Origin of the sequence: Taibaiella koreensis (assembly GCF_003545715.1) — a bacterium.
Classification (GTDB): Bacteria; Bacteroidota; Bacteroidia; order Chitinophagales; family Chitinophagaceae; genus Taibaiella; species Taibaiella koreensis.
Genome location: NZ_QVNU01000001.1, coordinates 769,230 through 781,363, shown reverse-complemented (window position 1 = coordinate 781,363; position 12,134 = coordinate 769,230). Strand labels below are relative to the sequence as shown.

Sequence of the window (12,134 nt, the reverse complement as noted above, 5' to 3'; positions counted from 1 at the left end):
CCTTCCCGGCCGCACTATTGCGGCCGGGAAGGTTTTAAGTACCATAAGGGCAGATGTCCCATAGACGTAGACCCATTATTCACCCAATCCATTTCTTTTTTATGAAAAAGCAAAACCTGCAAAAACCCTTCTTCTCCGCTTTCCTGGAGAACCAGATGGACAAGCAAAATGAAGACAAGGTACAAGGCGGCGACAATCCGCCTATCCACACCATGAGTCTGGCCGATTCGCCCCAGACACAGAAGTATCCCTCTGACCAGGAGGATACGCATACAAAGCCTCTGGCCGATATGGCGCAAACCCAGAAATATCCTTCGGATGGCGACGACGATCCGATGCCGATCGATCTGTAACACACATCCTGTTTACCAGATGGAGCTGCCCTGAAAGGGACAGCTCCATTTCTATCCCTGAACCAAGGCACCGATCCCCGAGGTACGATCGCAGCCTTTCATTAACTATGGACATACGCTATGATACTTTGCCTTTCCCATACCCAGGACTTTTACACGATCGATATTGTAGAAAAAGCACTTCGCGAGCTGGGGCATGACGTATACCGCTTTAATTCGGACACTTTTTCGCATGAGCTGACCTTCAGCTATGCTTCGCAAAAAGGCGGTCCGCTCTCCTTTACGCTGCATACGCCCGACCGCAGCTTCAGCAGCGACGAGGTAACCGGCGTATGGTACCGCAAGCTATGGGGTGTAAAACCGCCACAGGAGCTCGACCCGCAGTATCAGTCTATTTTTTACCAGGAGTATACGACCATGCGCGATCTTTTTTTCGATGCGCTGCGCCACGTTCCCTGGATGAATCCTATAGCACAGGACCACTGGATCGGCGGCAACAAGGCGTTGCAACTGGACCTGGCCCACAAGAACGGATTGGAGATACCTGAGAGCCTCTTCACCAACGATCCGGAGCAGGTACAGCATTTCTTTTATAATACCTGCAAAGGCAAAATGATCACCAAGTTGCATGGCACGTTGTCGCGCAGTATGGCGGGCAATACACCCTTCTTTCCCACCACACAGGTAGAAGAGAAGGACCTGGAACAATTGCAGGGCCTGCCTTACTGTCCCATGATCTTCCAGGAACTTATTCCCAAAGCCTACGAGCTGCGGATCGCGTATGTAGACGGCGCCTTCTTTGCAGGGAAAATAGACGCCAGCGGCTCAACCCGTGGCCGCACCGATTGGCGGGTGGCCTCAGATGTTCCGCTGGTATGGCAAGCCTACACATTGCCCGAAGACGTTGCTATTGCGCTGGACAGCATGATGAAAGAAATGGGATTGCTCTTCGGCGCTATCGATATGATACGTCATACCGATGGCCGCTACATCTTCCTGGAGGTAAACCCACAGGGCGAATGGGGCATGCTCCAACGGGACTTGGGCTATCCCATAGGAGAAACAATAGCCGCGAAGCTCATTGCCCGCATACCGACAACACAGCCATTAATGAACTAAACATACGCAAACACCAAAATTGAACCGATGAAAAAAGTTCTGATCATTACCCATACCCGCGACAACGAATGTATTGAGATCGTATCGGAAAACCTGCGCCGGATGGGCGCCGAGGTCATCCGCTTCAATGTAGACCTTTACCCGCTTGAGTACAGCCTCAGCACCTGCTATCAGCAAGGCCAGTGGCAGATATTCCTGGACCGTGACGGCAAGCGGGAGACGCTGCACGACGTTGACGCCGTATGGTACCGTCGCAGCCATAACCTGGGCGACGGCCTTAACAAGGTGCTGGAGCCCGAATACCTGAGCAGTGTCCATGGCGAAGTGCGACAGACCTTGTTCGGGATGCTGGAAGGCCTGCATTGTTTCCAGATAGGCCGCTTCAGCCAATACCGCCGCCTCGACAGTAAAGAAGAGCAAATGAAGATCGCCTCGGGTCTGGGGCTTAAAATACCGGATACCTGTATCACCAACAGCCCGGAGGAAGCCCGGCGCTTTGTACAGGAACACCGCAACGGCGCTATCGTTAAGATGCAAAGCTCTTTCGCGATCTACCGTGAGGGTGTCGAGCATGTGGTCTTTACCAATGTGATCACAGAAGATAACCTGGACACGGTCGATACGCTGCAGTATTGCCCTATGCAATTCCAGGAGAAGATCGAAAAGGCCCGCGAGCTGCGTATTACCATTGTAGGCGATGCGGTGTACTGCTTCTCTGTGGATTCCCAAAAACTGGACAATGCCAAAGTTGACTGGCGCAGGGAAGGCCTGGAACTGCTGGATCAGTGGGATCCCTACGAGCTACCGGAAGATATCAGAGAAAAGCTGCTGCGGCTGATGGATGTGTACCAGGTCAATTACGGCGCCATTGATATCATTGTGAACCCTGAAGGTGATTATTATTTCCTGGAGATCAATTCAGCCGGCGAATATTTCTGGCTTGACCGGCTTATTGAAGGCCAGATATCGGAGCAAATTGCGAAAGTATTGCTGGGTGAGGCGCCCCGTCGTTTTCAGCCCATCGTGCTGGCAGAGCCTACGCTTACGGCATAGCGGCATACCAGCGTCTTATTTAAACGGAAGCGTATCCCTTATAGGTGCGCTTTTTTGCTGCCGCATCCGAAGGCCTTTTGTGATCCGTCCGCTATTCGCATTCAGACCGGCACGCCGTATAGTGACGTTTGTCGCAAGGCTAAACATAGCTGTATTTTCTCGCAGCGGCGCTGCGAGAAAATAAAATCCCGTCTTCGTCAGCCTCTTTGCCGTTCAGACCGCTATCTTGTTACAACCGGCAAGCAGCGTCAAGCACCGCCGCGGGAAACGCAGCAGCACAACCGTATGGAAACACTCAGATCAGATTGAAGGCCGAAGCGAAGCGATTGATCTCGTAAGCCGTGGTGGCCTGCAGCTTCTTACGCAGGTTTTTGCGATGGGTCTCCACCGTGTGTACCGATATCACCAGCCGATCTGCAATCTCTGCTGCCGAAAAAGACATGGCCAGCAGACGCAGTACTTCGCGCTCCCGTTCGGTAAGGCTCTCAAAGCGCTGCTGATGGCTTCTTACAAAATTGGTCTCATCGAGCAAGCGGCTTACTTTGGCGGTTACATGCTGCAAAGGGTCGATGGGCAAGGCCGTGGTAATGGTGAGCAAAGGCTGCCCCGCTTCGTCCTGCAGGAACAGGCGTGTGGTGCTGAAATACCAGCTCCAGGTATCGCCGGGGAAACGCCTCACCTGCTGAAAAAAAGACACCTGCTCGTCGAAGCTATTCCTGCCGATCATCGCTGCCACCTTGGGAATGTAGTCTGCGGCATCTTCATCGTTAAAATAATAAGCATAGTAATCCATGCCCATGGCCCTGAGCTTTTCGATGGTCGTATCGAGGTTGGCCAGCCCCGGCTCCGACATATATTCTACGCGGAAACCAGGGATAGAATGTACAATGATTACACCGGGCATATGCGCGGCGATGCGGTGCAATTCCGCTATTTTTTCATCGATTCGTAATTGAAGGTTTGGCGATATCTGAGGGGTCATGGCAAATGGTAATCGATGACACAAATATACCTGTAACCGGGTATATAGCGCTCAAAATCTCCTGTTTACCTTTACCCTGTAAAGGCCCCTTAACCTTAGCTCATGCGACCGGCCATTTAGCAGGCCGCCGGAAAACAAAAAAACGGAACGGATATATGGTCCGTTCCGCTTTGTTTTTATCGCTGCGTTCGTTATTCTTCCAATTCCATGATCTTCTCAAAAAGGGTATCATAACGCTGCTGTATCACGCCCAGAGAAGCCACACAGGCCTGGTATTGCTGTTCAACTGCTTTGAATTGCTGGTTATCGGCGTATATCTTGGGATCGGCCATAGCCTGTTCCAGACGGATCTTTTCGGTCTCCACCTCATTCACCTGCTGCTCTACTTTCTGCAGCTCTTTCTGGTGCTTCTGCAATTCTTTTTTACGGTCGTTCTGCTCTTTCGTATCTACAACGGGTTTCTGCTCTTTTTTAACTTCTTGCTTGCGCGGCGCAGGCGCAGGTGTTGCGTCCTGTTTCCGGCGTTCGGCCCGTTCTTCTTTCCAGGTAGCCCATTCCTCGTAGGTGCCGGCAAAGGCATTTACCTTCCCGTCTTCAATTTCCCAGTATTTATTGGCCGTGCGGCTAACGAAATAACGGTCGTGTGAAATGAGCACATAGGTCCCTTCATATTTATTCAGGGCTTCGATCAGCAACTCCACGGATTGAATATCCAGGTGGTTGGTAGGTTCATCCAGCAGCAGAAAATTGGCCTTGCCGGCAATTACCTTGGCCAGGGCCACCCTGGCTTTTTCTCCACCCGACAATACCTTGATCTTTTTAAACACATCGTCGCCGCTGAACAGGAAGCAACCCAGCAGCTGCCGCAGCTCAAGCTCTGTTTTGCCGCTACCGCAGTGCTTCATCTCCTCGAGCAGGGTATGTTCCAGGTTGAGCGATTCCAGCTGGTGCTGCGCATAGAAGCTCGCTTTCACGTTGTGCCAGCCGCTGCGTTCTCCTTCAAAAGGCTCTGTACCGGCCACAATACGCATCAGTGTCGACTTTCCCTTACCATTGGCCCCCACCAGGGCAATCTTGTCGCCACGATCGATCTCAGCATTGGTATTATTGAGTATCTGCACGGGGCCATAATTTTTTGATGCATGCTTCAGGTCGCAAATGATCTTGCCCGGCTGCTTTTCCACGTCAAAGCTGATATTCATCCGAGGCGCATTGCCTCCGGGCAGCTCTATCCTTTCGATCTTATCCAGCTTCTTCATCAGGCTCTGCGCCTGCTTGGCCTTGCTGGCCTTCGCCTTAAAACGTTCGATAAAACGCTCCTGCTGTTCGATATATTTTTGCTGGTTCTCAAATTCCCTTTCCAGGAATTCCATACGGGTTGCTTTTTCTACCTCGTAGAACGAATAGTTGCCGCTATAGCTGATGAGATCCTGCTGGAACAGCTCTACAATCCGGGTCACCATACGGTCCAGGAAATAACGGTCATGCGATACGATGATCACCGTGCCGGGATAGCTTTGCAGATACCGTTCCAGCCACTCGATCGAAGGCAGATCAAGGTGGTTGGTCGGTTCATCCAGCATCAGGATATCGGGCTGCTGCAGCATCAGCTTAGCCAGCAACACACGCATACGCCAGCCACCGCTGAATTCATTATACGGCCGCTGCAGATCGGCTGTAGAAAAGCCCAGGCCTTCCAGCACTTCTGCTGTACGGTGTTCCATTTCGTAACCACCGGCCATTTCAAAATCGTGCAGCGCCTCGCTGTATTGCAGCAGCAGCTCTTCATCGTCGCCGTTGGTCTCGAGATCCTTCATGATGCTTTCCATCGTTTTCTCGATCGCTACGGCCTTTTCAAATGCCGTCATGCCCACCGAGAGAATAGAATCGGAGGAGGAGAAGCTGAGCAAGTCCTGGTTAAAGAAGCCGATGGAGGTATCATTGGCCCTTTGTATGTTGCCGCTGTCTATCGTGTACTCCCCCATAATGAGGCGCAGCAATGTGGATTTTCCCGCTCCGTTAGGCCCTATAAGGCCTATGCGTTCCCCTTCGCCGATCTGCCAGTTAGCCTCGGTAAGCATGGGCCTGGCGCCAAAGGAAAAGGAAACATTATTTAATGCTAGTAACATATGCTCTGTCCGTGGTTACGGAACCAGTTTTTAAATTTGAGGGGGCAAAATTAATCTATTTTGCGGGGATTTCGCGCCTCGGAAGCCTGAGCGGGATCGCTCCCAACGCAAGCGGGACGGAGCAGTCCACTTCCGGCCCTTATCCCTGCGGATAAAAATCGGCCGCTGCTTTCCGGCAGATATGCCTTTAATTTGCCCTGTATCCTTAATTCCCCGGACAGATGCATCTCCTCATCTTACAAATAACGTCCTATGGCTGGACCGCGCTGGGCCTGCTGCTGCTCTCGATCGTGATGGCCGCCGGCATCCTGCGCCGTGGCGGCAGGAACCGGAGACCGGGCTGTGTCAGCATGGGGTATGTGACACTAGTCGTTTTTATCATTTTCGGCTTTACGGCCAGCCTTGGCGGCATGCTGGGCGGCTTTGTTTACAATGTATTCACCCTTCCCCGGTACCAGGCCAGAGTGGTGGATCACGAGACCTATATAAGCGAAAGCCGGGACAATGGCAGCACCCGCCGTACAACGATGTACCGGCCCATTGTCGTCTTCACAGATCAGAACGGGCAGGAACGGCAATTGAAATCGGATGTTTCCTCATCGGGTCCCCAGGCTATAGGTGCCTTGCTGACAGTAGGTTACAGACCCGGCATGGACAATGCTGAAGAATTTTCGACCAGCAAATACCTGCTTGTCGGCGGTGGCACACTTATGCTGCTGATACTGGCTTATTTTTCGATAGCGGCAATAGCATATGCCAGTGGCGCCGGCATGGAAAAACTGACCAGAACAGGTGTTAAGCTCCTGCTTTTCCTGGTTGTTCCCTTGGTCATGCTTGCCTTTATGGCCGGCCTGGGCTATGCTGTTATTGCTTATTTCAGAGGCGACAAGCCCGACATGCCTGTATGGGCGCTGGCTATTTGTATCTTTTTTATCCTGGTGCTGCTGCCTTCGTTTTATGCCTACATACGCCTGCTGGCGGGCAAAACCTGGTAAGGATCAAGCCCGCCGGGTAAAAAGTCCTTCCTTCCCGTCTCGGAGGTGTACAGGTGTACGCGGCAGCAATGGCAGCCTGCCTGTAAGATGATATTCGGCGCTGATACAACGGCAGCATGCTGTACCGGCACTACCATACCATTTGCCAGGTAAGTTTTCGGATCAACGCAGAATGCTGTTTGTAATGTTTTACGATAAAATAATATGGTCCCGGAAATACGACACACAGTCCTGATATTTATCAATAAATATTACGCTTAAAAGTTACCCGGACCGCCCCGGTGCTGACATTTATCAAAATATTATGCCGGATAATAGCGCTGATACCCAACCCGCGTTTTTACATTTTATTGCCTACATTTGCCCTGTTTTATAAATTTGGAAAACAAATCAATTTCTACTCTATGGCATACGATGTGATCGTAATAGGCAGTGGTCCCGGCGGGTATGTTGCCGCTATCCGCGCTTCCCAATTGGGTTTCAAAACAGCAATCGTTGAAAAGGAAAGCCTGGGCGGTATCTGCCTCAACTGGGGTTGTATCCCTACAAAAGCCCTGCTGAAATCAGCGCAGGTGTTTGAATATATCAGCCATGCACAGGATTACGGCATGATGGTGGAAGGTGCTAAAGTGGATTTCGAAAAAGTGATCCAGCGCAGCCGTGGCGTTGCCGATAAAATGAGCAAGGGCATCCAGTTCCTGATGAAGAAGAATAAGATCGACGTGCTGGTCGGACATGGTAAACTCAATGCAAAAAAAGAAGTGGAAGTAACCGGCGCAGATGGTAATGTGACCACGCACCAGGCCAAGCACGTAGTGCTGGCAACCGGCGGCCGCAGCCGCGAGCTGCCCAACCTGCAGATCGACGGTAAAAAAGTGATCGGCTACCGCGAAGCCATGATCCTGCCCCAGCAGCCCAAATCCATGATCGTAGTGGGTAGCGGCGCTATCGGCGTAGAGTTTGGCTATTTCTACCACAGCATCGGTACTAAGGTGACCATCGTTGAATTCATGCCCCGCATTGTACCGGTAGAAGACGACGATATCTCCAAAGAGCTGGAAAAATCATTCAAGAAGAAAGGCATTGAAGTAATGACCAATTCTTCCGTTGAGAAAGTAGACATCAGCGGCAACGGTGTAAAAGCCACCGTAAAAACAGCTAACGGAGAAGTGACCCTGGAAGCCGATGTACTGCTGAGCGCCGTAGGCGTAGCCACCAACCTGGAAAATATCGGTATCGAAACCCTGAACATCGCAACAGATAAGGGTAGAGTGACCGTCGATCCTTACTACAAAACCAATGTTGAAGGCATTTATGCTATCGGCGATATCGTTCCCGGCCAGGCGCTGGCGCATGTGGCGATGAAAGAAGCCGTGATCTGTATCGAAGCAATCGGTAAGAAAGAAGGCAAATTTGATCATCAGCCCGAGCCCCTGGATTATGGCAATGTACCAGGCTGTACTTATTGCACACCCGAGATTGCTTCTGTGGGCATGACCGAAAAGCAAGCTAAAGAAGCCGGCTACGAAATTAAAGTAGGCAAATTCCCCTTCTCTGCCAGCGGCAAGGCTACTGCAGCCGGCGCCAGCGAAGGCTTCGTTAAAGTAGTATTTGATGCGAAATACGGCGAATGGCTGGGTATGCACATGATCGGCGCCAATGTGACCGAGATCATTTCCGAGGCCGTAACCGCCCGTAAGCTGGAAACCACCTGGCATGAGCAGCTGGATACCATCTTCCCCCACCCTACCATGAGCGAAGCGGTAAAAGACGCGATCGAAGTGGCCTTGGGCGAAGCGATCCACCTGTAAGCAGGTCCTGTATATCTTTTAATATTTCCAAAATAAATGCCATTCCTCAGGGAAGGCATTTATTTTTTTGTGCCATTCCAACCGCTGCGCGTGATCCTGCATCTTTAAACATATGAAGACGACCCATCGTGTGGCCCTGCCGGAACCCTGTTCTGAAGATTGGGAACAGATGCAGCCCGATGGCTGCGGCCAATTCTGCGGTGCCTGCAGCAAGACCGTAATCGATTTTAGCACATTTTCCGACGACGCCTTTATCCGGTATTTTAGTGCAGACCGTACCGGCATTTGCGGCCGGTTCAGCCCGCACCAGCTATGGCTGGAAATTCCGTTGCAACAGGCACAACGACCGCCTGCCGGCAAACCCTGGCACAAAACATTGCGGTATGCCTTTATGGGCTTGCTGCCCTTAACACTGCAGGCCGCGCCTTCGACAGCGCAATCGCAACAGCAAACACCGGTATCGCGCACAACTTGCTTTCCCACGACCCTGTATGGCACCGTCGTAGATGAAGCCGGCGATGCCCTGCCCGGTGCGGCCATACAGATCGAAGGGACAAACAACACCACCGTAAGCGATGCGGAAGGTTACTTCTCCATAACCCTTGACACCAATGAAGGTGTTCTCATCTTTAGCGCAGCAGGCCAAATAACACTGACCCGAAAAGTATCCTGTACAGACAGGGCCTTGACGGTGCAGCTTGCCTCTCTCAGCAACGAACTGAAAGAAGTAGTGGTACAGGGTCTGCCGCTGAACCCTAAAATGATCATGGGCAGTGTATCGACTATACCTTACAGCGCCATTGCGCCAAGAGCGATGCCCACACCCAACCCCTTCGTCATTCTTGATGGACAACCCTATGCTGACGGTCTGGCGGGATTGGCGCCCTCTGTGCACATTGTCAGAAAGCTGATGCCAGCCGAAGCAACAGCATTATATGGCACCCGTGCTATTAACGGCGTGGTGATCGCAAAGACCGAAAAACCTTCATTGTGGCGGCGCCTGACCAGGTCTTTCCGGAAAAAATACCGACAGTAACCAATCAATTTCCTGCCTTAAAAGTAAACCGGTTTTTCTATCCCCGTTCAGGAAAAGGGAAACGGAACGATTTGTTCAGCCGCAAAGTGGCGACGCTCCGATCAGTAATGCTGATCACTTCTATAGTACGATGAATAGGGAAGCGTGTATTATCAGTAGCAAACCTATTCCCATGAAGAGACGTAAACAACTATCCCTACCCGCCCCGTGCACCGAAGACTGGAACACTATGCAACCCGTATCCTGCGGCCGCTTCTGCAGCGCTTGCCAGAAAACGGTAATCGACTTCAGTGCTTACAGCGATGCCGAATTCACTGCTTATTTCCAAAAAGCGCCCGATTTGCCCTGCGGCCGTTTCACCGCCCATCAATTGTCCTTGCCGCTGGATACGAAAAAGTACTCCATGCCTGCCTGGCTCCGGACCGGCAGCAAATATGTCGCAGCCGCCTTCCTGGGGCTGGCCGGCATTGCTACGAGAACTTACGGACAGACAAACCAGATGGAGCAACATCCCGGTTATGATAAAGGCGGGCAAACAAGCACGCCAATAGCATCCACAGATACCATAAGGATCAGGGGACAGGTGCTGGACGACAACGGAGAGGCTAGCCCCGGCGCTATTGTGATACTGGAGCATACTCAAACCAGCACAATGACGGATAACGATGGGCATTTCAGGCTTGAAATCCCCGTTCCCCAACGGCAGCCGGTATCACTCGTCATCCGTGCCCTTGCCATGCAGGATACACTAATCAGCGTAACCGACGACAAGGCTTACTTAACTATCCGGATGAAACAAAGAGACAGTAATGAGATAGATGAAGTAATGATGTATGGCCGGCCCGATATAGAAAAACCTGAAGGCCTTTGGTACCGTCTTACCAAGCCTTTCCGGAAAAAAGATCGCTGAGCTTATGCATTTGACACAGTACATGCGTCATACCGGAAAGTCTATGTTGCGCCTGCTATTCCTCTTACTGTTTATCCTAAGCGCCTGCAGCACCCATAAGCGCGGGCCGGATATCCTGTCCGGCTGCCAGCATCTGAAACCGCTGACCCGGACCAAGCACCCGCCTCAGCCTGGCGAATGGCGTAGCAGGTATACGGAGATACAGGAACCCGTTAAGGCCTATTGCGCCCGTAATCCTACCGCAGCAACACCCCAGCGTACAACGCTGTATGTAGTGCAGCTGGGTCGCTTTGATGCAGAAGGCCGTTCGATACTGGAACAGACCAAAACCTTTCTTTCCTCGTTTTTCCAGATCCCGGTAGCAGAGCTGCCCACAGTGGGAATCGGCTCTATTGGCGCCGGCTACCAACGTCAGAACAGCTACGGCTTACAGCTCCAGACCCGTATATTGCTGGATAGCCTGCTCCCGGCCTTGCTTCCAGACAGCGCCTTTGCATTGCTTGCTTTCACTCCTTATGACCTTTATCCCGATGATAACTGGAATTTTGTATTCGGACAGGCCAGCACAGAGCGGCGCATAGGTGTATGGAGCCTGGCACGCCTGGGAGACTACCATACCGGTTCTGCCGCTTATGCACTTTGCCTCAAACGGACCATACAGGTTGCTGCGCACGAAACCGGCCATATGTTCGGCATCGGTCACTGTGTTTTATACGAATGCTGTATGAACGGTAGCAATTCGCTCTCCGAGAGCGACCGGCAACCATCCTGGTTGTGCTGGGAATGCCTGGCCAAAGTATGCTTCAATCGCCGGGTCCAACCGGAGAGGCATGTTGAAGACTTACTGCAGTTCTACCGTCGGAACCACTGTGACACAGCCGCTCTCGCCTATTATACCTGGGCCGCACAACTGTTAAAACAATAATAAGTGTTTCGCGGTTTTGGCAGGCGAGGTTATCTTTACAGGCCAATAAACCCCGGCAGCTTGCGCCGGAACTGCTTTTTGCCGATGGCCCGTTACCTTTACCTGATCTGTTATTGCCTCCTACCCTTTGCCGCCCGCGCGCAGTTTAGCGACTCGGTGCACCATATGATCAATATCTCTTCGTCGGGTACCTTTAACCGCACGGCCGATGGCCTGACCTACCTGCTGAATAACGGTGTGAAATACAGCATAAGAAAGCAAAGGTTTGTGATGAACTCGACGACTTCCTGGATCTATGGCAATACGCCCGGCAGGCTGACCAATAACGATTTTACCACGGCGCTGGACTTTAATTTGTACAAGACTTTCCCGCATTTTTATTATTGGGGTCTGGTCAACTTTACGTCCAGCTTTTCTCTTAAAATAAACGAGCAGATGCAAGCCGGGCTGGGTGCGGCCTACCGGCTTATTGACCGGCAGAAGATGATGCTGAGCATCAGCGATGGTCTTTTGTACGAGCGCAGCAATATCATCCAGGAAGACCAATCGGAGCTGGGCTATTATACTTTCCGCAACTCGTTAAGGATCCAGTACCGTTTCCAGTACAAGGAGCTGCTTACCTTCAACAGCGCAGGCTTTTACCAGCCTTCACTCAATTATGGCGGGGATTTCATCATTATGGCCAATGCCAGCCTGGGGATCAAAATATGGAAATGGCTTAGCTTTACCACAACCTTTACCTATAACAATGTAAGCCGCACACAGCGGGAAAATATATTGTTTACCTACGGCCTGGTAGCCGAACGTTTTTTTTAAAGTGG

The 12,134-nt window shown here is 51.6% G+C and carries 11 protein-coding genes; 9 read left to right on the top strand and 2 right to left on the bottom strand.

Annotated features, from left to right (window positions below; all coding sequences use genetic code 11):
- Positions 1–101: 101 nt before the first annotated feature.
- The 3 genes from DZK30_RS03505 (at position 102) to DZK30_RS03495 (ending at position 2,525) form a co-directional block, all read left to right on the top strand.
- On the top strand, positions 102–353 hold the full coding sequence (locus DZK30_RS03505) for a microviridin/marinostatin family tricyclic proteinase inhibitor (RefSeq protein WP_118972680.1): 252 nt from the start codon (positions 102–104) through the stop codon (positions 351–353).
- Positions 354–473: 120 nt separating this feature from the next.
- Positions 474–1,472: an MvdC/MvdD family ATP grasp protein gene (locus DZK30_RS03500; RefSeq protein ID WP_118972679.1), complete on the top strand. Its 999-nt coding sequence runs from the start codon at positions 474–476 to the stop codon at positions 1,470–1,472.
- Between the two features lie 27 nt (positions 1,473–1,499).
- Positions 1,500–2,525 carry an MvdC/MvdD family ATP grasp protein gene (locus DZK30_RS03495; protein WP_118972678.1) on the top strand — a complete coding sequence of 342 codons (1,026 nt, stop codon included), beginning with the start codon at positions 1,500–1,502 and terminating at the stop codon, positions 2,523–2,525.
- Positions 2,526–2,820: 295 nt separating this feature from the next.
- Here the strand turns inward: DZK30_RS03495 and DZK30_RS03490 are convergent, their stop codons facing one another.
- Positions 2,821–3,507 carry a response regulator transcription factor gene (locus DZK30_RS03490; RefSeq protein WP_118972677.1) on the bottom strand — a complete coding sequence of 229 codons (687 nt, stop codon included), beginning with the start codon at positions 3,505–3,507 and terminating at the stop codon, positions 2,821–2,823.
- A 191-nt stretch (positions 3,508–3,698) separates the two neighbouring features.
- Positions 3,699–5,636 carry an ABC-F family ATP-binding cassette domain-containing protein gene (locus DZK30_RS03485; RefSeq protein ID WP_118972676.1) on the bottom strand — a complete coding sequence of 646 codons (1,938 nt, stop codon included), beginning with the start codon at positions 5,634–5,636 and terminating at the stop codon, positions 3,699–3,701.
- A 221-nt stretch (positions 5,637–5,857) separates the two neighbouring features.
- Here DZK30_RS03485 and DZK30_RS03480 point away from each other — a divergent pair, with 221 nt between their 5' ends.
- The 6 genes from DZK30_RS03480 (at position 5,858) to DZK30_RS03455 (ending at position 12,129) form a co-directional block, all read left to right on the top strand.
- Entirely contained in the window at positions 5,858–6,631 is a 774-nt protein-coding gene (locus DZK30_RS03480; RefSeq protein ID WP_118972675.1) for a DUF3592 domain-containing protein, read from the top strand.
- 404 nt (positions 6,632–7,035) lie between these two features.
- Positions 7,036–8,442, top strand: a complete 1,407-nt coding sequence (gene lpdA, locus DZK30_RS03475; RefSeq protein WP_118973389.1) for a dihydrolipoyl dehydrogenase — start codon at positions 7,036–7,038, stop codon at positions 8,440–8,442.
- Between the two features lie 112 nt (positions 8,443–8,554).
- Positions 8,555–9,478 carry a carboxypeptidase-like regulatory domain-containing protein gene (locus DZK30_RS03470; RefSeq protein WP_118972674.1) on the top strand — a complete coding sequence of 308 codons (924 nt, stop codon included), beginning with the start codon at positions 8,555–8,557 and terminating at the stop codon, positions 9,476–9,478.
- A gap of 172 nt (positions 9,479–9,650) precedes the next feature.
- Positions 9,651–10,388, top strand: a complete 738-nt coding sequence (locus DZK30_RS03465) for a carboxypeptidase-like regulatory domain-containing protein (RefSeq protein ID WP_162902811.1) — start codon at positions 9,651–9,653, stop codon at positions 10,386–10,388.
- A gap of 4 nt (positions 10,389–10,392) precedes the next feature.
- Positions 10,393–11,313 (top strand): archaemetzincin, encoded by a 921-nt coding sequence (locus tag DZK30_RS03460; protein ID WP_118972672.1) that lies wholly within the window; start codon positions 10,393–10,395, stop codon positions 11,311–11,313.
- A 60-nt stretch (positions 11,314–11,373) separates the two neighbouring features.
- On the top strand, positions 11,374–12,129 hold the full coding sequence (locus DZK30_RS03455; protein WP_162902810.1) for a DUF481 domain-containing protein: 756 nt from the start codon (positions 11,374–11,376) through the stop codon (positions 12,127–12,129).
- Positions 12,130–12,134: the final 5 nt, after the last annotated feature.